General features: G+C 67.1%; 16 protein-coding genes. 5 read left to right on the forward strand and 11 right to left on the reverse strand.

Annotation, left to right across the window (positions count from 1 at the left end):
* The 3 genes from V6F88_RS02800 to V6F88_RS02810 are packed head-to-tail and all read right to left on the reverse strand — an operon-like array spanning window position 1 to window position 4,555.
* Window positions 1–1,197 (reverse strand): acyl-CoA dehydrogenase family protein, encoded by a 1,197-nt coding sequence (locus V6F88_RS02800; protein ID WP_332607821.1) that lies wholly within the window; start codon window positions 1,195–1,197, stop codon window positions 1–3.
* Between the two features lie 18 nt (window positions 1,198–1,215).
* Window positions 1,216–2,400 (reverse strand): acetyl-CoA C-acyltransferase, encoded by a 1,185-nt coding sequence (locus V6F88_RS02805; protein WP_332607822.1) that lies wholly within the window; start codon window positions 2,398–2,400, stop codon window positions 1,216–1,218.
* A 31-nt stretch (window positions 2,401–2,431) separates the two neighbouring features.
* On the reverse strand, window positions 2,432–4,555 hold the full coding sequence (locus tag V6F88_RS02810) for a 3-hydroxyacyl-CoA dehydrogenase NAD-binding domain-containing protein (protein ID WP_332607823.1): 2,124 nt from the start codon (window positions 4,553–4,555) through the stop codon (window positions 2,432–2,434).
* Between the two features lie 208 nt (window positions 4,556–4,763).
* Here V6F88_RS02810 and V6F88_RS02815 point away from each other — a divergent pair, with 208 nt between their 5' ends.
* From V6F88_RS02815 to sodC, 5 genes are all read left to right on the forward strand, one after another.
* Window positions 4,764–5,693, forward strand: a complete 930-nt coding sequence (locus V6F88_RS02815; RefSeq protein ID WP_332607824.1) for a LysR family transcriptional regulator — start codon at window positions 4,764–4,766, stop codon at window positions 5,691–5,693.
* Between the two features lie 84 nt (window positions 5,694–5,777).
* On the forward strand, window positions 5,778–7,043 hold the full coding sequence (locus tag V6F88_RS02820) for an AI-2E family transporter (RefSeq protein WP_332607825.1): 1,266 nt from the start codon (window positions 5,778–5,780) through the stop codon (window positions 7,041–7,043).
* 33 nt (window positions 7,044–7,076) lie between these two features.
* Window positions 7,077–8,405 carry a cation:proton antiporter gene (locus V6F88_RS02825; RefSeq protein ID WP_332607827.1) on the forward strand — a complete coding sequence of 443 codons (1,329 nt, stop codon included), beginning with the start codon at window positions 7,077–7,079 and terminating at the stop codon, window positions 8,403–8,405.
* Window positions 8,406–8,495: 90 nt separating this feature from the next.
* The gene (locus V6F88_RS02830; protein ID WP_442880137.1) at window positions 8,496–9,824 is read left to right on the forward strand and encodes a DUF445 domain-containing protein; all 1,329 of its coding nucleotides are present in this window, start codon (window positions 8,496–8,498) and stop codon (window positions 9,822–9,824) included.
* 146 nt (window positions 9,825–9,970) lie between these two features.
* Entirely contained in the window at window positions 9,971–10,495 is a 525-nt protein-coding gene (gene sodC, locus V6F88_RS02835; RefSeq protein ID WP_332607828.1) for a superoxide dismutase [Cu-Zn] SodC, read from the forward strand.
* A gap of 67 nt (window positions 10,496–10,562) precedes the next feature.
* On the opposite strand, the gene V6F88_RS02840 is transcribed toward sodC, so the two are convergent.
* The 8 genes from V6F88_RS02840 to V6F88_RS02875 form a co-directional block, all read right to left on the reverse strand.
* Window positions 10,563–11,249 (reverse strand): glutathione S-transferase family protein, encoded by a 687-nt coding sequence (locus tag V6F88_RS02840; protein WP_332607829.1) that lies wholly within the window; start codon window positions 11,247–11,249, stop codon window positions 10,563–10,565.
* Between the two features lie 201 nt (window positions 11,250–11,450).
* Entirely contained in the window at window positions 11,451–12,854 is a 1,404-nt protein-coding gene (locus tag V6F88_RS02845; protein ID WP_442880241.1) for an MFS transporter, read from the reverse strand.
* A gap of 155 nt (window positions 12,855–13,009) precedes the next feature.
* Complete coding sequence (map, locus tag V6F88_RS02850) at window positions 13,010–13,801, reverse strand: type I methionyl aminopeptidase (RefSeq protein WP_046805911.1); 792 nt, start codon at window positions 13,799–13,801, stop codon at window positions 13,010–13,012.
* Window positions 13,802–14,044, reverse strand: coding sequence for a ParD-like family protein (locus tag V6F88_RS02855; RefSeq protein WP_332607831.1), 243 nt, complete (start codon window positions 14,042–14,044; stop codon window positions 13,802–13,804).
* A 93-nt stretch (window positions 14,045–14,137) separates the two neighbouring features.
* Window positions 14,138–16,051 (reverse strand): B12-binding domain-containing radical SAM protein, encoded by a 1,914-nt coding sequence (locus tag V6F88_RS02860; protein WP_332607832.1) that lies wholly within the window; start codon window positions 16,049–16,051, stop codon window positions 14,138–14,140.
* A 190-nt stretch (window positions 16,052–16,241) separates the two neighbouring features.
* On the reverse strand, window positions 16,242–17,150 hold the full coding sequence (locus tag V6F88_RS02865) for a DUF2894 domain-containing protein (RefSeq protein ID WP_332607833.1): 909 nt from the start codon (window positions 17,148–17,150) through the stop codon (window positions 16,242–16,244).
* Window positions 17,140–17,790: an OmpA family protein gene (locus V6F88_RS02870; protein WP_332607835.1), complete on the reverse strand. Its 651-nt coding sequence runs from the start codon at window positions 17,788–17,790 to the stop codon at window positions 17,140–17,142. The genes V6F88_RS02865 and V6F88_RS02870 overlap by 11 nt, the downstream gene beginning before the upstream one ends.
* Window positions 17,787–21,410, reverse strand: a complete 3,624-nt coding sequence (locus V6F88_RS02875; protein ID WP_332607837.1) for a DUF802 domain-containing protein — start codon at window positions 21,408–21,410, stop codon at window positions 17,787–17,789. The genes V6F88_RS02870 and V6F88_RS02875 overlap by 4 nt, the downstream gene beginning before the upstream one ends.
* Window position 21,411: the final 1 nt, after the last annotated feature.

Genomic DNA, 21,411 nt, shown 5'->3' on the forward strand with positions numbered 1-21,411 from the left:
TTACAGTCCCAGGATCATCTTTGAAATGATGTTCTTTTGAATTTCATTGGAGCCGCCGAAGATCGACAGCTTGCGGTTGTTGAAGTACTGCGCGGCGGCGCTGTCGGCGCCCTCGGGGCCGATGGGTTCGGCGTCATAGCCGTCGTGCAGCGCTTCGGGCACGAAGGGGCGCGCGTACGGGCCCATCGCGCGGCGGTTCAACGCCGTGATTTCCTGGCGGATCTGCGTGCCGCGTATCTTCAGCATGGAGCTTTCAGCACCCGGCGCGCCGCCGCCCGCCACCGCCGCCACCACGCGCAGGTTGGTGGTGCGCATGTTGGCCAATTCAATTTCCACGCGCGCCAGCCGCGCGGCAAAGTCGGAGTCTTCGGCCAAGGGGCGGCCGTTCTTTTTCTGCTTGGCGGCCACCGCCTTCAAGCGTTCCAGCGCGGCGGTGGACTGGCCCACGCCGGCGATGTTGGTGCGTTCGTAAGTCAGCAGGTACTTGGCGCAGGTCCAGCCACGGTTCTCTTCGCCCACCAGGTTTGCCACCGGCACGCGCACGTCCGAGAAGAACACCTCGTTGACTTCGTGTTCGCCGTCCAGCGTGATGATGGGGCGCACTTCAATGCCGGGGCTGTTCATGTCGATCAGCAAAAAGCTGATGCCTTCCTGGCGCCGGCCTTCCTGCGATGTGCGCACCAGGCAGAAGATCATGTTGGCGTACTGGCCCAGTGTGGTCCACGTCTTTTGCCCGTTGACGATGTAGTGGTCGCCGTCGCGCACCGCCGTGGTCTTGACCGAGGCCAGGTCGGAGCCCGCGCCGGGTTCCGAATAGCCCTGGCACCACCAGTCGCTGCCGTCCAGGATGCGGGGCAGCCAGTACTGGCGCTGCGCGTCGTTGCCGTACTTGATCAGCACGGGCCCCAGCATGCTCAGGCCGAAGGGCACGATGCGCGGCGCGGCGGCCAGCGCGCATTCGTTGTCAAAGATGTACTTCTGCGTGGCGCTCCAGCCGGTGCCGCCGTATTCCACGGGCCAGTGCGTGGCAAGCCAGCCTTGTTCGTTCAGGATGGCGTGCCACTGGACCATGTCGTCCTTGGTCAGCAGCTTGCCCAGGTTGACCTTGTCGGACAGGCGGCGCGGCAGCTTGGCCGCCAGGAACGCGCGCACCTCATCGCGAAAGGCGTTTTCTTCGGGGGTGAATTCCAAGTCCATGACGGTCCTCAGGCTAAATCAAGCATAGATTTCAAACAGGCCGGCCGCGCCCATGCCGCCGCCGATGCACATGGTGACCACGGCGTAGCGGGCGCCACGGCGGCGACCTTCGATCAGTACATGGCCGGCCAGGCGCGCACCGGTGACGCCAAACGGGTGGCCCAGCGCGATGGAGCCGCCGTCCACGTTCAGGCGGTCCATGGGGATGCCCAGCTTTTCCTGGCAATACAGCGCTTGCGACGCAAACGCCTCGTTCAGTTCCCACAGGTCGATGTCGTCGACCTTCAAGCCGTGGCGCGCCAGCAGCTTGGGCACGGCGTAGACCGGGCCGATGCCCATTTCGTCCGGCTCGCAGCCGGCAATGGCCAGGCCCCGGAACGCGCCCAGCGGGCGGATGCCGGCGCGCTGCGCCTCGGCCGCTTCCATCAGCACGCAGGCGGCGGCGCCGTCGGACAGCTGCGACGCGTTGCCGGCCGTAACGAACTGGCCTTCGCCGCGCACGGGCGCAAGGCCTGCCAGCGCTTCGTAGGTGGTGCCGGGGCGGTTGCAGGTGTCCTTATCCACCGTGACTTCGCGTTCGCTGACCACGCCGGTGGCGCGGTCGGTGACGGACATGGTGGTGGTGACGGCGATGATTTCTTCGCGATAGCGGCCGGCGGCCTGCGCGGCTTCGGTGCGCGCCTGGCTTTGCGCGGCAAAGCGGTCCTGCGCTTCGCGGCTGATGCCGTAGCGCGCGGCCACGATGTCGGCCGTTTCGATCATGGGCAGGTAAAGCTCGGGCTTGTTGGCCAGGATCCACGGGTCCATGCCGCTGACGCCGTCATCGCGAGTGCGAATCTGGGACACCAGTTCCACGCCGCCCGCGATCACGGCCGGCGCGCCGTCCATCACGATGCGGCCGGCGGCCGACGCAATGGCTTGCAGGCCCGACGCGCAATAGCGGTTGATGGTGGCGCCGCCCACGCTGACCGGCAGGCCGGCGCGGATGACGGCTTGGCGGCCGATGTTACGGCCGGTGGTGCCTTCCGGATAGCCGCAGCCGATGAAGGCGTCTTCGATCAGCGCGGGGTCGATGCCGGCGCGATCAACGGCGGCTCGCACCGCGTGCGCGGCCAGCGTGGGCCCGGCAATCTGGTTGAATTCGCCGCGCCCCGCCTTGGTAATGGGGGTGCGGGCGGTGGAGACGATGACGGCTTCGCGCATAAGGATTCCAAAGAAAAGTGGGGGCGCGCGTTCAAGCGCCTTGGTTCAAGCTGGCGAAGGTGCCGCCGGATTCGGCCAGGCGCACCAGCAACGGCGACGGTTTCCAGAAGGCCGGGTCTTCCTTGGCAAAGGCGCGGATGTCGGCCAGCACCTGCGCCGCGCCGACGCTGTCGGCGTAGTGCATCGGGCCGCCGCGATGGCGCGGAAAGCCGTAGCCGGACAGGAACACCACGTCCACATCCGAGGGGCGCAGCGCGATGCCTTCGTGCAGCACGTTGGCCGCCTCGTTGACCATGGCCGCCAGATATCGGCGCACAATGTCCTCGTGGGTAAAGGCGCGTGGCGTAACGCCGGCGCGGCGGCGTTCTTCATCGATGATGGCCAGCACCTCGGGGTCGGGCGTGCCCACGCGCGCGCCGTCGGGATATTGGTAAAAGCCCCGGCCCGTCTTCTGGCCGAACCAGCCGCGCTCGCACAGGCGGTCGGGAATGCGCACATAGCGCAGCGCCGGGTCTCGGGTGGCGGCGCGGCGCTTGCGCGTGGCCCAGCCGATGTCGCCGCCCGCCAGGTCCGCCATTTGATACGGGCCCATCGGGTAGCCGAATTCACGCGCGGCGGCGTCGATGTCATACGGCGATGCGCCGTCTTCCATCATCATGTCGGCAGCCTGGCGGTACACGGCCAGGATGCGGTTGCCGATGAAGCCGTCGCACACGCCCGCGCGCACGGGCGTCTTGCGCAGGCGGCGCGCCAGTTCAAAGCCGGTGGCCACCGTGTCGGGCGCGGTTTGTTCGCCCACCACGATTTCCAGCAGCTTCATGATGTTGGCCGGCGAAAAGAAGTGCAGGCCCAGCACGTTGGCGGGGCCGCGCGTGGCCGCGGCGATGCGGTTGATATCCAGGTAAGACGTGTTTGTGGCCAGCACCGCGCCGGTTTTGGCCACGCGGTCCAGCTGCGCGAACACGGCCAGCTTGACGTCCATGTCCTCGAACACGGCCTCGATGATCAGGTCGGCGTCGCCCAGCGCATCGTAGGTGGTGGCGCCGGTCAGCCGCGCCAGCCGCGCTTCGCGTTCCTGCGCGCTGATGCGGCCATTTTTCAGCAGCCGGTCGTAGACCTGCGCCACGCGGGCGCGGCCACGTTCCAGCGCGGCTTCGTCCTGCTCGACCATGACCACGGGCAGCCCCGCGTCCAGCACCGACACGGCAATGCCCGCGCCCATCGTGCCACCGCCCACCACGCCGATCTTGTCCAGGCGGCGCGGCCTGGCTTGCTTCAGCTCGGGGATTTTGGTGGTTTCGCGTTCGGCAAAAAAGGCGTGCACCAGGCCGGCGCGTTGCGGGCTGTCCAGGCATTGCAGGAACAAGGCGCGTTCGGTGCGCAGGCCCTCGTCAAACGGTTGTTCGATGGCGGCGCGCACGGCTTCGACGATCTTGGCGGGGGAATACAAGCCGCGCAGGGTCTGGGCGACGCGTTCGCCGGCGGCGGCGGCTTCGGCCAGGGCGGCGGCCTTGTCGGCCAGTGCGGCGGTGGCGTCGCGGCTGCGGCGCGGGCCGGCGCCCTGTGCCAACAGTTGGCGGGTGTAGGCCAGCCCGGCGGCCAAGGGGTCGTCGCCCTCAGCCAGCGTATCCACCAGCCCCGCGCGCAAGGCGGCATCGGCGGACAGGTGCTTGCCCGACAGCATCAGGTCCAGCGCGGCGGCCGCGCCGATCAGGCGGGGCGTGCGCTGCGTGCCGCCCGCGCCGGGCAACAGGCCCAGGTTCACTTCGGGCAAGCCCAGCTTGGCGCTGGCCAGCGCCACGCGGTAATGCGCGGCCAACGCCACTTCCAGCCCACCGCCCAACGCCGCGCCATGCAGCACGGCGACCACGGGCTTGGTGCTGGCTTCGATCTGATTGCAGACGTCGGGCAAAGCGGGCGGCTTGGGCGGTTTGCCGAATTCGCGGATGTCGGCGCCCGCGATGAAATTCTTGCCCGCGCCCACCAACAGAATGGCGCGCACGGACGTGTCGGCCTGGCCTGCCTGGATGGCGTCGGCCAGGTCGCGGCGCACATCGGCGCTCAGGGCGTTCACGGGAGGGTGGTCCAGGGTGATGACCAGGATGTCTTCGTCGCGGCGCGCGTGGGCGGCGCCGGCAGTGCTGCTGTCCGTCATGGGGTCCTTGTCTCCGGTAAGGCGTCCGCCGGGGCGGCGCCTGGGCAAGCCGGTAACGGCTTATCGCTGATCGCTGATCGCTAGTCGCTATTCGCGTATCGCTGATCTCTTATTTCTTTATTCTTTCGCAGTAAAGATGTCTTGACAATGGCATCGGGAATTGACACTACGGATAATAAAATTTGACAATGCCGCGCAAGGAGACGCCATGGACACCAAATCCCTGACCTTGCTGGTCGATATCCTGGACGCAGGCAACCTGAGTGAAGCCGCGCGCCGGCTCAAGATGACGCGCGCCAATGTCAGCTATCACCTGAACCAACTGGAACGGTCGGTCGGCATGCAGCTGGTACGGCGCACGACCCGGCACGTTGAGGCCACCGAGATCGGCCTGAAGCTGTATCAACATGGCCGCAGCATTCAAGACGAACTGGTGGCGGCGCGCGAAGCCGTCGATACGTTGGGCAAGACGCCGCAGGGCAAGGTGCGCCTGAGCGTGCCCAGCGGCTACGGGCAATTCGTGATGACGCCGTGGCTGCTGGAGTTCAAGGCCGCTTATCCCGACATCGTGCTGGACGTGCTGTTCGAGAACAGCGTGGACGACCTGCTGCGCGACGAAGTCGACATCGCGGTGCGCATCATGTCCGAGCCCCCGCAGAACCTGGTGGCGCGCGAATTGGGCCAGGTGCGCTACGTGGCCTGCGCGTCCCACTCTTATGCCGCCGCGCGGGGCCTGCCCGCCCGCCCGGAAGACCTGGCGCAACTGCCGGTCATCAGCGCTGCCGTGATCGGCAGGCCGCTGCGCCTGTCGGCGTATTACGACGGGCAGCCGCGCCAGCACGTGGTGCTTGAACCCACGGTGATTTCCCGCAACTACGCGTTCCTGCGCGATGCCATCCGCGCCGGGCTGGGGGTGGGCGTGGTGCCGGACTACGTGGTGCACGACGACATTGCGCGGGGCGAACTGCTGCCGCTGCTGACGCCCTGGCGCTTAAGCATTTTTGGGCGCGGCATGTATATGCTGTACATGCCCAATCGTCACCATCCGCGTGCAATCTCGATGCTGATCGAATTCATCCTGGAACGCGCGCAACGCAGTCACGAAGGGCAGGCCGGCCTGCTGGCGGTGAAGGGCTAAACGGCGTCGGGCACGATACTTGCTGATCGCGATAGCCAAAAGCTTGACCAAGAACTTTGGCCAAAAACGGAAATTGGGGGCGGGATGGATAGCGTGACACCGGCGAACAACACGCCGGACATCAAGGTGCCGGACACGGCAGGCCCGGCGGTGGGCGGCGACGAAGCGAAAGCCGAGTCGCCCGAAGAGCGCGCGGCGGAAAAGTCGGGGCCGGATGATCGTGCCTCGGGCGAAAAAGCCACGGTCCAGGATGCGGGCATCGTCCCCGAGCCCGCGCCCAACGTCACCCACGTGTGGGCGCGCGGCGCCTGTCTGACCACGCTGACGGTCCTGGCCGTGTTGTTTTCGCTGAAGATGGCGCAGGAATTCATCGTCCCCGTGGTGATGGCCATCGTGGTGGCGTACGCCTTAGACCCCGCCGTGGCGCTGATGGAACGCGTGCGCGTGCCGCGTCCGATCGGCATCATCATCCTGATGGCCGTAATCGCCTTCGGGCTGGCGGGCGTGGTGTACGCGACCCAAAGCCAGGTCACGTCCATTGTGGACGCCTTGCCCGAAATCTCGGGCAAGATCTCGCGCACGCTGGGCGGCTTCGCCAGCGGCGATGGGTCCATCATCGAACGCATCAAGGGCGCGGCCAGCGTGCTGCAAGAAACGGGCGGCATCCAGCCCGGTCGCCAGGTGGTCGTGGCCAAGTCGGACGCGGGACTCAGCGAATTCCTGCTGTGGGGTTCCAAGGGCCTGGCCACCTTCCTGGGCCAGGCGACGATGAGCGTGTTCCTGGTGTTCTTCCTGCTGCTATCGGGCAATGCGTTCAAGCGCAAGTTCGTCAAGGTGGCGGGCAAGACCTTGTCGCAGAAAAAGATCAGCGTGCACATGCTGGACCAGATCAACAGCTCCATCCACATGTACATGGCGATGATGCTGGTGACCAACGTGGCGCTGGGCGTGCTGTCGTGGGGCGCGTTTCGGCTGCTGGGCCTGGAAAACGCCGCGACCTGGGCCGTGGTGGCGGGCGCGCTGCACATCATCCCGTACTTTGGCCCGCTGCTGACGGCCGTGGGCACGGGGGTGGCCGCGTTGATTCAGTTTGGCGAGATCGGGCCGGCGCTTCAGGTGGCCGGTAGCTCGGTCGCCATCGCCTTGCTGATCGGCGTGCTGGTCACCACGTGGATGTCGGGCCGCATCGCCCGGATGAATTCGGTGGCGGTCTTCATGATGCTGCTGTTGTTCACCTGGCTGTGGGGCATCTGGGGCACGCTCTTGTCCGTGCCCATCGCGTTTATCGCGAAGGTGGTGGCCGACCATATCGAAGGGTTGGATGCCGTGTCGGAGTTCCTGGGCGAATAGCGCGGCCTGCCGGCGCCTGCGTGGAGCACGGTCATGAACATCGAGGCGGTCTGGTTTGTGTTGATCGGCGCGTTGCTGGTGCTGATGGCGCTGGCCAAGCGCGCCATCGACGCGTTGCCCATGACCGGCGCCATGGTGTACCTGGCGGCCGGCTTTGCCATCGGACCCGCCGGTCTGGGCTTGTTGCACCTGGATTTATGGCACGACCGGCACGCGTTGCGGCTGATCACCGAAGCCGCGTTGCCGGTGTCGCTGTTCGCCATCGGCATGCATCTGCGCGCGGCCTGCGGCGATCCCTTGTGGCGGTTACCGCTGCGGCTGGCGGCGCCGGCCATGCTGTTCACGATCGGCATCATGACGGCTGCGGCGCATTTGATCCTGGGCTTGCCGCTGGGGCCTTCGGTGCTGCTGGCCGCCGCCGTGGCGCCCACGGACCCGGTGCTGGCCAACGAACTGCGGCCCCTGGAAGCGGGCGATGACGAACCGCTGCGCTTTGCCTTGTCGGGCGAGGGCGGGGCAAACGACGGCGCCGCGTTTCCGTTCGTGCTGCTGGGCGTGGCGCTGTGCAACGCCGGGCCGGAGGGTCTGTCGCAGCCGGGGTGGCTGGCGGCGCAACTGGTGTGGAGCGTCGTCGTGGCGATTGCCATCGGCTGGCTGATCGGCACCCTGAGCGAACGCCTGATCGCCTGGCTGCGCATCCGCTACGGCAACGCGCTGGGCCTGGACGAGTTCCTGGCCCTTGGCCTGATCGCGCTTTGTTATGGGGCCACCGTGCTGGCGCATGGGTACGGCTTTCTGGCGGTGTTCTGCGCGGGCGTAGCGCTGCGCCAGCAAGAGCTGCGCGCCACGGGGGCCGGGCGTAATCCGCGCGCGGCGGTGCAGGACGTGACGCCAAGGGAACAAGAGCAAAGCGCGCAAGACCCCCAGCTGGCGCACGCCTACCTGGCGGAATCGATGATGGCGATTTCGGTCGGACTGGAGCGCGTGGTGGAACTGGGCTTGATGCTGATCATCGGATGTGTGGTCTCTGCCTATTGGCGCGACTTGCTGGCGTGGATGCCGCTGGCCGCCACCGTGCTGTTGTTTGTGGCGGTGCGCCCCGCCAGCGTCATGCTGGCGTTGGCCGGGTCGTCGTTGAACGGGCGCCAGCGCGGGTTGGCCGCGTGGCTGGGCATCCGGGGCGTGGGCACCTTCTACTACCTGTCGCTGGCGATGGAGCAGGCGCCGCGCGGCGTCATGCGCGTGTTGGCCCCGGCGATGCTGGCGGTCATTGTGGGTTCGGTGGTGGCGCACGGGATAACGGCGTCGCCGCTGTTGCGCTGGTATCGCCGAGGGCGCCGCGCGGACGGTGCGCCACCGTAGCGCATCGCCATCGGGCGCGGCCGCAGCCAGACTTGCGCCCCGGGCCCACCCCTGTTGTTATGCTGACGCGTCGCCAAGCCGAATATTCCCATGCCCGAAACGTCCTCGCCCGCCGCCACCTTCGCCACGCATTCCACCCTGGCTTCCGACCTGCGCCGCACGCAGTTGCGGCGCATGAAGATCGCCGCGCTGGCGTTGCTGGTGGCCATGGTGTGCGGCTTCATCACCAGCCACGTGATGGGCGGGCAGGGCGCATGGGCGTGGGTGCGGGCGTTCTGCGAAGCGGCCACGGTGGGCGCGCTGGCCGACTGGTTCGCCGTGGTGGCGCTGTTTCGCCGTCCGCTGGGGCTGCCGATTCCGCACACCGCCATCATCCCCAGCAACAAGGATCGCATCGGCGACAACCTGGCCGTGTTCGTGCGTGACCACTTTCTGGATCCCGACAGCTTGATGGAAAAGCTGCGCGTCTTTGACCCGGCCGCGCGCTTGTCGCGCTGGCTGGTGCGGCCCAAGCAGGCGCAAGCCTTGAGCGACGGCGCGCGGCGCGTGGCGCTGCAAACGCTGGACATGCTGGACGATCACGCCGTGCGCGGCGTGATCCAGGAATTCGTGGTGAAGAATCTGCGCCGTTGGGACGCGGCGGGCACGGTGGGCGAAGTACTGGGCCTGCTGACGCGAGACGGCCGCCATCAGGAATTGCTGGATGCCGCGATGGAACGCCTGGGCGGCTATCTGGGCCAGGACGAGGTCAAGGATCGCGCGTCGACGTTGTTGGTGAAATTCGCGCGCAAGGAATGGCCGCGCATCATCGCGGCGGTGAACGCGGTGAAGTCGGTGGACGGCATTGCCGACAACCTGGCGGACCGGCTGGCGATGGCCTTGATGGACGAGTTGCGCGACGTGTTGTCCGAACCTGATCATCCGGTGCGCCGCGACTATGAGGCCTGGGTGCTGGACTACATAGAACGGCTGAAGACCGATCCGGCCTTGTCCAGCCAGGTTGAAGAACTGAAGCAGCGCGCCATCGACCACCCCAAGGTGCAGGAATACGTGCAGGGCCTGTGGGACGACATCCATGCGGCGTTGCGCCGCGACCTGTCGGACGAACATTCGGCGCTGGCCGCTCATCTGGAAAACGCGTTGCTGGCGCTGGGCCGCAAGATGGGCGAAGACCCCGGCCTGCGGGAAGCCATCAACAGCCATGTGCTGGGCAGCGCGCGGCGCCTGACGGGGCGGCTGCGCATCGGCGTGACGGAGCATATCTCGCGCACGGTCAAGAACTGGGACGAACGCCATCTGGTCGATGAACTGGAACTGAGCGTGGGCCGCGATCTGCAATACATCCGTTTCAACGGCACGCTGGTGGGCGGCTTGATCGGCGTGGCGCTGCACGCATTGGTGCTGCTGCTGAATCGTTAACAAGCCTGATCGCTTGTATCAGGAAGGAAGAGTGCTGGCGCGCCTTGCCGCCACGATGCTATTGTTTTCTGCGCCCTGGGCCAGGCGGCACGGTCCGCCTTGGCCGGGCATCCGCACCTTGCGTGCATGATTCCAGGAGGCACTTCATGAAGAAAATCTCGATGCTGGTCGCGGCCCTGACGATGGCGGGCGCATCCAGCGCGGCGCTGGCCGAAGACGTCACGATGTCATTCCTGACGGCCGAGGGCCTGGGCAAAAGCGCCGGCACGATTTCGCTGAAGGACACGAAGGGCGGCTTGCAGATCACGCCCAACCTGAAGGGCCTGCCGCCCGGCGAGCATGGGTTTCACGTGCATGAAAAGGCCTCGTGCATGCCGGGCATGGTGAATGACAAGATGGCGCCCGGCGGCGCGGCGGGCGGGCACCTGGACCCCAAGGGCACCAAGGCCCACAAGGGTCCAATGGCCACCGACGGGCATCAAGGCGATCTGCCTTTCATCGTGGTGGCCGCCGATGGCACCGCCAAAAAAGCCGTGGTGGCGCCGCACCTGAAGCTGGCCGACGTGAAAAAGCATGCGGTGATGGTGCACGTGGGCGGCGACAACTACAGCGACACGCCCGCGCCCTTGGGCGGCGGAGGCGGCCGGCTGGTTTGCGGCGTGGTGAAGTAGCGCGGGCAGGGAAAAGCTGGGGGCCAGGGCTGCGGGCTGCCGGCGCGGCCTCGCCCGCATGCCAAGATCAAGCCACGCCGTTGCGGCCGTACAGCCGATACCCCTCGCGTTCCGCCAGACGGTCGTAGTAGCCCTGCACCGCGGGCAGCGCGGGTTTGTCGAAGGCAGGCAACGATGGTGCGGCGGACGTTGCGGCGGACGTTGCATCGGACGGCAAAGCGTAGGGCGTGGCGAACCAGCGGTGGACGGATAAACCGATGGCAATGTCCGCCAGCGTGAAGGCTTCGCCCGCCACATAGGCTTTTGTTGCCGCCAGCCGTGCATCCAGTATCCCCATATAGAACGCCCAGGCGCGACGCGACGCGTCGATGCAGCCCGCGTCCCGGTGCGCCGGGGATTGCCGGGCCAGCGCCATGAAGGCGTAGCTCCATGACCGGTTCAGGTCGGTCGCCTGCCAGTCCATCCATTGGTCCACGCGGGCGCGTGTCTTGGGATCGGCGGGGTAAAGCACATCGCCGCCATACTGCGCCGCCAGGTAGCGGATGATGCAGTTCGATTCCCACAGCACAAAGTCACCGTCTTCAATGACGGGCACCATGGCGTTCGGGTTCAGCGCCAGAAATTCCGGGTCGCTGGTGGGCCGAAAGCCGGCGCCCCAGTCTTCGCGGACGAACGGCAGGTTCAATTCGGCGCAGGTCCAAAGCACTTTGCGCACGTTGATGGACGAAGCTTTACCCAGGATTTTCAGCGTCATGCGGGGGCGGCGGTTTACGGAAGTGAGCGCGGTTGTCGGGGAAGGCCAGCGGCCTGCCGCCGCGCGGATAGCGGCAAGTCTAGCGGGCCGCCTTGTGCCCCGCCAGATACAGAAACGCACGCCGACGACCGCAACAGCCCGCGCGCCAATCGTCGCAACGTCCGGCCCACGGAACTGGCCCCGCCTTCAAACCACGCCGCTTTATGCGCCCGCGCCTACGCTACGCGGCTGACTACGCAGCCGCAGCACCGGGGACGCGAACAGCACCAGGAATTGCACCACGAACCCCGCCGTGGAAGCCCACAGGCACGCTTCCACCCCCACGCGCGCCGCCAGGCCCGCGCCGATCAGCGCGCCGACCGGGCGGGCGCCGAACGTGGCGGTCAGGATCACGGCCGACACGCGGCCCAACAGCGCATTGGGCGTGACGGCCTGGCGCAGCGTGGTGGTGGTGATCGTCCATAGAACCGGGCCCGCACCGAAAAGAAAGAACCCCACGGCCGCCCACACGCCGGACGGGTAGGCCAGGGTGGACAGCAAGATGCCGCTGGCCACCAACGCCGTCAACGGCCCGGCCGCGATCATCGCGCCGAAGCTCAGCCGGCGCGCGAGCCACGGCGCCGCCAAGGCACCGGCCAGCATGCCGGCGCCATACACGCCCAGCGTGATGCCCACGCCCGTGGCGCTCAGGCCCAGCCGGTCGATGGCGTACGCCACATACACGGCTTGCAGGATGAACCAGGCGGTGTTGAAGAACACGGCGGTGATCAGCACGGGACGCAGCAATGCATGCGCCGCGACAAACGCTGCGCCTTCGCGCAATTGCAGGAAGATGCCGGGGCGCAAGGGGGCGGCAACGGGCGGCGCATCCCGCGCAGCCGCCCCTGCATCGGGCCCCCCATCACAACCCGCATCAGACCCCCCATCAGGCGCCGCATCAGACCCCTCATCAGGCGCCGCATCAGGCGCCGCATCAGACGCGGCGTCTGGCGCCGCATCTGGCGCGGCATCTGGCGCGGCATCTCGCGGCAAGCCCGCCAGGCACACCGCCGCCAGCAGCGACAACGTGGTGGCCAGCACATAGGCGATGGGCGCGCCCATCCAGCCCACCAGCGCGCCGCCCGCCGCCGGCCCGGCCGAAAACGCACAGCTGCGCGCCAGCTCCAGCCAGCGGTTGGCGTTGGCCAGATCGCCAGCCGGCACCAGGCGCGGCACCAGCGCCGGGGCCGATACGTTGTACGCCACCGTGCCCACCGCACCCAGGAAGCCAAGCGCCGCCAGCCACGTCAAATTCAGCGCGCCCATCCCAAGCAGCGCCAGCAAGGCCAACAGGCTGGCTGCGCGCACGCATTCGGCGCCTGTCATCAGCAGCTTGCGCGACATCCGGTCGGCCAGGACGCCGGCCGGCAGCGACAGCAGCAGAAACGGCAGGGTCTGCGCCGCTTGCAGTGCGCCCGTCTGCGCGGCCGTGGCGCCCAGCGTCAACACGGCCACCAACGGCGCGGCGGCCAATGCCATCTGTTCGGAAAATTGGGCGGCCAGATTGGACGCGGCCAGCCGGCGAAACGCGGCGGGCAGGGCGGGCGGCACGGGCGGGAAGGGCATGAGGGGATGGGGCAGGGGATGCAATAGCGCCGGAAACGGCAAGGGCACGATCATGATCGTGCCCTTGATGGCCTGCACTCCGGTCCTTGCCGTGGCCCCCGCGACGTTGAGGCCACCAGGGCCCGCGTGGCCCGCCGCAGCGTTCAAACTTCCCGTCAGGGTATCGGCGGGTAGTCGCCGTAGCCGTCGGGCCAGGGCGTCAGCACCTCGTAGCCGGTGTCGGTCACGACCACCATGTGTTCCCATTGCGCCGACAGCGAGCGGTCTTTGGTGACCACCGTCCAGCCGTCCGGCAACTGCTTGGTGGCCGGCTTGCCCGCGTTGATCATCGGTTCTATCGTGAACATCATGCCGGGTTGCAGCACCAGCCCTTCGCCGGGGCGGCCGTAGTGCAGCACCTGCGGTTCGTCGTGATAGATCTGGCCGATGCCGTGGCCGCAATATTCGCGCACGATGCTGAAGTGTTCGCGATGCGCCACCGTCTGGATGGCGTGGCCGATGTCGCCCAGCGTGGCGCCGGGCTTGACGGCCATGATGCCTGCGCGCGTGGCTTCATACGTGGTGTTGACCAGGCGGCGCGCCAGCGGGCTGGGCTGGCCCACGTAGTACATGCGGCTGGTGTCGCCAAACCAGCCGTCCTTGATGACGGCGACGTCGATGTTCAGGATGTCGCCGTTTTTCAGCACCTTGGCCGACGGGATGCCGTGGCAGATGACGTGGTTGACCGACGCGCAGATCGTCTTCGGAAAGCCGTGATAGCCGACGTTGGCCGGAATGGCCTTCAACACGTTGACGATGTACTCGTTGCAGATGCGGTCGAGCTCGTCGGTGGTGACGCCGGGGCGCACGTGTTCGCCGATCATGTGCAGCACTTCGGCCGCCATCGCGCCGGCCTTGCGGGCCATGGCGATATCAGCAGCGGATTTGATGGAAACCTTGCGCGCCATTTACGCAACCTCCTGGGCGGCGTCCGGTGCGCGCCGGGACAGCGATGCAATCGTGAAGCCCTCGCTCTGTTCGATGCGGATCAGCAACTGGCAGATATCCGCGTGGCACATCTCGGGGTAGAGCTCGGACAGCATGCCGATGCGCATCCAGTGTTCGGCTTGGGAATTGATCGAGCGGCTGAGCGCGCCGCTGGCGACACGCAGATTCTCATGCATCTGCTCGGAAATTTTGACGAGGCCCATGAAGGAACGATCCATATATGGTTTGTATATGGATCGTATAGTACTGCGGGAGAGGGGCGCGTGCAAATCCTCCCGCCGCCTTCAACTCGCGCCTCAGCCCTGCTGGCTAAGCGCGCGGGCGATGCGGTTTTTCGACACGGTGGTCTTGGGCACCTTGAACGGGAACCAGGTGCGCACGTCTTCGTCCAGGCCGATGCCGTGCATGAAGTTGTAGATGGCTTTTTTCAACGCGCGGCCCAGCGCATCGTGGTCCACGCCCGTGGGGTCATGAAAGCCGATGTCGTTCTTGGCGAACGTCACGGGCGGCAGGGGTTGCAGCGTGACGCCGTATTCCTCGGGGTTCTTGCCCACCGGCGAATGCACGGTACAGGCAAAGCGGTGAAAGAAACCGCTTTGGATGCAGTCGTTGGCGAACAGCTGGCGCACGTATTCCAGCGCGTCCACGGTGTCTTGCACCGTTTGCGTGGGAAAGCCGTACATCAGGTAGGCGTGCACCAGGATGCCGGCGTCGGAAAACGCCCGCGTGACACGCGCCACCTGATCCACCGACACGCCTTTCTTCATCAGGTTCAACAAGCGGTCGGACGCCACTTCCAGTCCGCCCGATACCGCAATGCAACCGCTGTCGGCCAGCAGTTCGCACAGTTCCGGGCTGAACGTTTTTTCAAAGCGGATATTGCCCCACCACGAAATGCCCGCGTTGCGGTCGATAAGCTCGGTGGCCAGTGCCTTCAGCGATTTGGGCGGCGCGGCTTCGTCCACGAAATGGAAACCCGTCTGCCCGGTTTCTTGCACGATGGCTTCGATGCGGTCGGCCAGCACCGAGGCCGACGCGCCCTCGTAACGGCCGATGTAGTCCAGGCTGACGTCACAGAAGCTGCACTTTTTCCAGTAGCAACCATGCGCCACGGTCAGCTTGTTCCAGCGCCCGTCGCTCCAGAGGCGGTGCATGGGGTTCAGCATGTCCAGCAGCGACAGGTAGCGGTCCAGCGGCAGGCCGTCCCAGGTGGGCGTGCCGACTTCGGCAAACGCCACATCCGGTTCCACCAGGTTCACGTACTGCACGGCGCCGCTGTCCTTGTCGCGCAGGAAGGTGCGCACCAAACGCTGGCGCGAGCGCTTGCCTTGCACGTGTTCCAGCAGCGCCAGCAGGGGGCGTTCGCCCGCGTCCAGGCTGACGAAGTCGAAATAGTCGAACACGCGCGGGTCTTTCAGTTCGCGCAGTTCGGTGTTGACGAAGCCGCCGCCCAGCACGGTGATGATGCCGGGGTCCTGCGCCTTGATGGTCTGCGCGATGCGAAACGCCGCGTACACCGCGCCCGGAAACGGCACCGACAGCAGCACCATCGTTGGCTGATGGCGGGCCAGGGCCTCGATCGTCAGACTATGCAGCGTGTCGTCCACCAGCGTCGGTGCACCGGCCAGGGCGTTGGCCAAGGGGTCGAACGTGGGTTGGCTGCCGGCCAACGATTCGGCGTAGCGCACGAACTCAAAGCGCGAATCCACCGCGTCGCGCAGCACATCCGCCAGATCGTTCAGGTACAGCGTGGCCAGATGCTTGGCCCGGTCTTGCAGCCCCAGGGCGCCGAACGCCCAGCCTAGCGGGTCGCCACCGTCTTCGTCCATATAGACGTCCAAGGTGCTGAAACGCGGCCCTTCCGGCAGAAAATTGCGGCCCACGATCCGGTGCGCCAGCGTGGAATCGCGACCTTGCAAAAACGCGATGGTCGGGCCGATGGTGGCCAGATAGCGCGGTTGCATCGCCACGAACGCCTGGATGGCGGGCGTGTGCTGTTCAAGCGGCAGCGTGGCGATCCGGTCCGCCACGGCGCGCAGGCCGTCGGCCGACAACAGGCGCAACACCAGCGCTAGCGCCAGGTCTTCCTGATAGGCGGTCACCCCCCGCGACCGCAAAAAGCCGGTCAGATAAGCGGTGGAGGGGTAGGGCGTATTGAGCTGGGTCATCGGGGGGATGATCGACAGCACACGGATAGGCAAGGTGGACATGAGGCACGGCGACAGGGCCGTCAAAGCGGGTGGGGGTGTGGGTGGCCGACGGGGTGGCCGGATACGAATGGGCTTAATTATAGGCAGGGCCGGCGTCTGGCCCGGCTCAGCCCCGGCCGTTATGGGGCGCGGGGTTTGGGACGTGGGGTTTGGGGCACGCCCGGGCAGGCGTGGCCGCCCTGCGCACGGGCTAGCCTTGCCGCGCCTTGGCCCGCGAGGTCTTTTTCGCGGCGCCAGAGCGCGTGCTTTCCTTAGGCGCGGGCGCGGTGGCCGCTTGGATCTGCTCCATCCACATCAACGCGTCCGTGTACGACAGGAACTGTTGCAGGTAACCGGGCGACAGCTCGCGCATGAGCGACAGGGCGCGATGCACCAGCTGGTTGGAATTAAGCGGGCCGGCGTTCTTGTGCACCTGCTCTTGCGACTGGCGCACCTGCCGGTCGGCGCTGACACGCGACCACACGCCGCGAAAATACTCCAGCATCTGTACGTCGGGATACGCCGCGCGCAGGCCAAGCGCATCGCGGTCCCAGGTCGGGTCGTTGTCCGGGGCGTCGGGGTACGTCAGGTAGGCCAGCAGCTGGGTCAGCGCGGCGGGGGCGGATTGGGGGGGGGCTGGCGCGGCAAGCGATGCCTCGGGCGATGCCTCGGGCGATGCCTCGGGCGATGCCGAGGGCGGATGCGAAGGGGGATGCGAAGGGGGCTCTGATGCCTCGGCCGTATCCCTCGTCGAAGCGTCCGGCGCCACTGCCTCCAGCAAGCGCGCATAAGCGCGCAAATGTTGGGCCAGCTGGACTTCCAGCCGTTGGCGGGCAAGGCCTTGCAGGGCGGCGGTGCGCCGCGCCATGGCTTGAAGAAAGCGAAAGCGCACCGGGTCGAGGCGGTCGGCACCGCTGTCGCCCCAGGCGTCCAGGGTGGCTTGTGCCGCCAGCGTGGACACGTCAACGCCCGCTGCGTCCGCCGCGTCGGCGGCGCCCGCGGTATCCACGGCGTGGGCGGCCTGGACGGCATCAACCGAGTCCACGGCATCCGCCGCGTCCACGCCGTGCGCGCCATTCACGCCATCCACCGCGCCGCCGACCTCGTCGTTACTGTTCACGCGGCTTTTCCGGCTCGTTGGACGGTTTCGGGATGGGCGTGATCTCCACGCGGCGGTTCTTGGCGCGGCCGGCTTCGTCGGCGTTGGAGGCCACCGGCTGCTCGGACCCGAAGGCGGCGGCAAACACGGTGGCGGACGGCACGCCTTCGTCGATCAGCGCGCGCGTCACCGTCAGCGCGCGCTGCGCCGACAAGTCCCAGTTGTCCGCAAAACGGCGGTTGCCTTCGCGCACCTGCTGGTCGTCGGTGTAGCCGCTGACCATCAGGATTTCGTCGTGCGTCTTCAGGTACGCGGCCAGCGGCTCGATCAGCGTCTTCAAGACCTCGCGGCCCTCGGGCTGCAACTGGTCGGAGTTCAAGGCAAACAGCACGCTGCCGCTGATGCCGATGCGGCCGTTGATCAAGGTCACGCGGCCGGCGGCCAGCGGACCCGCCAGCGCCTGCTCCAGCGTTTCGCGCCGCTGCGTTTCTTCCTGGCGTTGCTTGACCTCTTCTTCCAGCTGCGTCGACAGTTGCAGCTGCACGCCGATCACGCTGACCAGAATCAGCACAAACGCGCCCAGCAGCACCGACATCAAGTCGCCAAAGACGGCCCAGGCCGGTGCGGAGGGTTCGACGCCGCCGTCGATGTCCTCGCTCATGCGATCTGCTCTCCGGCGGTGGCGCGCTGGGTGGCCAGCTGTTGCAGGTTTTCAATGATCTGCTTTTGCGACATCAGGCTCAGGTCCACCACTTCGCGCGCCTGCGCCACGTAGTAGGACAGTTGCTCGTCGCCGCGCGCGATGGACTTGTCCAGCGCCGCCTCGATGCGTTGCAGGTGCGCGACCAGCTTGTCGTTGGACTCGCCGAACAGCTGCACCGCCGTGCCGAACGATTCGCCCAGGCTGGCCACTTCCACGGCGCTGGTGGTCACCGCCGCGGCCACATCGGTCAGCTTGCCGGTTTCGGCTTCGACGCGGTCGGTGAACTGCGTGCCCACGCGTTCCAGCAGCTCGGCCGACGAGGCCACCAGCGCGTCCACGGCCGTGCGCTGTTCGGCGGCGGTGTGGTTGACGGCGTTAAGCAGCGTGTCCAGCGTTTCCAAGAGGCGGTTGCGCTCTTGCAGCATGTCGTTGTCGCGCACCATGCTGTCGGACAGCTTCTGGCGCAGTTCGCCGATGACGTCGGCGGCGGCCTTGGGAGCTTCCGACGCGGCCTGCACCAAACGGCCGATTTCGGCGATGGTCTCGCTGGCATGCGCCTGCGTTTGCGCGGTGATGTCGTTGGCGGTTTGCGCCAGCGTGTCGGCAACGGCGGCCAGCTTGCCGGTCCACGCGGCCAAGCGTGCTTCGTCCTTGGCGGCCAGCGCCGCTTGCAGATCGGCGTGCGATTGGTCCAGCGTGTGCAGCAACGATGCCGAATGCTGTTCGAACGTGGCGGCGGCGGCCTCCAGCGCCTGCTGGTTGCCGTCGGCCAGTTGCTGGTTGACCTGTTCCTGGCGCGTCTGGGCGTCGGTCCAGGCCTGCGTGACCTGGCTTGCCGCCGTCTCCAGACGGGTGGACGCCGTTTCCAGCACGCTTGCCTGCGCCTCGGCCTGCGCCGTGATCGTTTGCGTGGTGCGCTCCAGCGCCTGCGTCAATTCCTGCTGGCGGGTGGCGGCCTGCGCGCCGGCCAATTCCCATTCCTGGCCCAGCGCGTCGGCCAGCGCGGCCAGCTTGCCGGTCCAGGCGGCCAGGCGCGCTTCGTCCTTGGACGCCAGCGCGGCTTGCAGCTCGGCGTGCGATTGATCCAGCTTTTGCAGCAGCGATGCCGAATGCTGCTCGAACGTGGCGGCGGCGGTCGTCAGGGCTTGCTGGTTGTCGGCGGCCAGCTTGGCGCCGACCTGTTCCTGCCGCGCCTGCGCCTCGGTCCACGCCTGCGTCACACTGCCGGCGGCGGTTTCCAGGCGGGCTGACACGCTCTCCAGCAGGCGCGCCTGCGCTTCGGTCTGGCTGGTGACGTCCAGCGCGGTCAGCGCCAGCGCATCGCTGATTTCCTGCTGGCGCGCCACGGTGTGGTCGCCCGCTGCCTTCCATTCCTGGCCCAGCGTGGCCGCCATGGCGGTCAGCGTGCCGGTCCAGGCGGCCAGGCGTTCGTGGTCCTTGGCGGCCAGCGCCGTTTGCAGATCGGCGTGCGACTGGTCCAGCTTTTGCAGCAGCGATGCCGAATGCTGCTCGAACGCGGCGGCGGCGGTGGTCAGGGCGTGTTGATTGTCGGCCGCCAGCTTTTCGGCGACTTCGCTCTGGCGTTCCAGCGCCGTGTTCCAGCGGTCCGACACGCTGTGGGCGGCGGATTCCAGGCGGGTCGACACGCTTTGCAGCAACTGCGCCTGCGCTTCGGCTTGCGCGCCGATATCGCGCGCGGTGCCGGCCAGCGCGGCGCTGATGGCGTCCTGCCGGGTCGCGGCCTGCGCACCCGCCTGTTCCCATTCGGCGCGCAGCGTGGCGGCCGTGGCGGCAAGCGATTCGGTCCAGGCGGCCAGACGCGTTTCGTCTTTGGACGCCAGCGCCGCTTGCAGGTCCGCATGCGATTGATCCAGCGTGCGCAGCAGCGACGCCGAATGCTGTTCGAAGGCGGCGGCGGCCGTGGTCAGGGCTTGCTGGTTGTTGGCAGCCAGCTTGTCGGCCACTTCACTCTGGCGATCCAGGGCGGTGTTCCAGCGGTCCGATACGTTGGTGGCGGCAGCTTCCATGCGGGCCGATACCGCTTCCAGCACGCTGGCTTGCGCGGCGGCCTGGGCGTTGATGTCGCGCACGGTCTGCGCCAGCGTGTCGCTGATGGCCTGTTGCCGGGTGGCCGCCTGCGTGCCGGCCTGTTCCCATTCCTGGCGCAGCGTGGCGCCCATGGCGCCCAGCGTTTCGGTCCAGGCGGCCAGGCGTTGCTGATCGCGCGAGGCCAGTTCCGATTGCAGCAAGCTGTGTGAATCGTTCAAGGTGCGCAATAGCGATGCAGAGTGCTTTTCGAAGCTGGCGGCGGCGGCCGTCAGCGCTTGCAGATTGTCCCCCGCCAGCTTTTCGCTGACGTGTTCCTGGCGCGACAACGCCGCCGTCCAGGCGTCGGACATGTTGCCCGACGACGCTTCCAGCCGCGCCGACACGCCGTCCAGCAGGGCAGCCGAGCGCTGTTCAAAGGTCTTGGCAAAGCGGTCCAGCGAGGCGCGCAGGTCTTGCGCCAGCGTCTCGCTGGCGCGTTGCTGGCCGGCCAGCGCCTGGTTCCAGATGTCGGCCACATTGCTGGTGGACGCCTGGAAGCCCGAGGTCAGGCTGCTTAGTTGCTGCTGCACGGCCTGGGCCACGGTGTCTTGCAGGCTGGCGGTTTCGCGCGACAGGCTTTCCATCGTGGCTTGCACCACCGGCTGCAAGGCCACGCCGGCGGATCGCGCGCTTTCGGCCACGCCTTCCTTCATGGACTGCTCCATCACGGCAGCCAGGCGGGCGTAGGCCGCCTCGGCCTTGCCCTGGAACGCGTCCTGGCTGGCCAACTGGCGTTCGTTTAAGGATCGCGTCTGCTGTTCCATGCCTTGCATCATGGCTTGCAGGCGGTCAACCAGCGTGGGCATGGCTTCGGCCTGGCGCTGCATGACTTCGGCCTGGCGTTGCAGCAGCTTGAATGATTCTTCGCGCTGATAGCTTTGCGAGTAGACGCGCAGCGTGGTGGCGATCTTGGTGTCAAGCAGCTGCGCGGCCTGCACGCGTTCACGGCGGCACAGCGCGGCCAGCAGGCCGAGCATGGCGGACGTGGCCACGCCGGCAATCGACGTGCCGAACGCAAAGCCCAGGCCCTTGACCGGCGCGGCGAGCGAGGCGCGGATGGCGCCCAGGTCGGTGGCGCTTTCCAGCGCCATGCCGGTACCCCGCAGCGTCACGACCATACCCAGGAAGGTGCCCAGCATGCCCAGCAAAACCAACAGGCCGACCAGATACGGGGCCAGCGCCGGGCCGGGCAAGCCTACCCGTTCGCCTTCCACGCGCAGCCGGACGGCGTTGCGCAGGCTGGCCGGTAATTGGTCCAGCCACGAGGTCAGGCTGGCCGGCGGTTCGTTCAGCGACGTGCTGGCGCGCGCCAGCCCGCTGGTGGCCTGCTGGTAACGCAGCAGTTCCCAAGCGCCCGCCAGATAGCAGACGCCGATCAGCAGCGTCACGGCCAGCGCCAGCGGGTTTGACCCCGCATAGCCCGCGCCAATCCAGCCCACAACGGCCAAGCCGGCCACAAATACAACGAAATTGATCAGAGTCTTGGACATG

The sequence above is a fragment of the Achromobacter sp. ESBL13 genome (assembly GCF_036668755.1).
Lineage (GTDB): Bacteria > Pseudomonadota > Gammaproteobacteria > Burkholderiales > Burkholderiaceae_B > Achromobacter.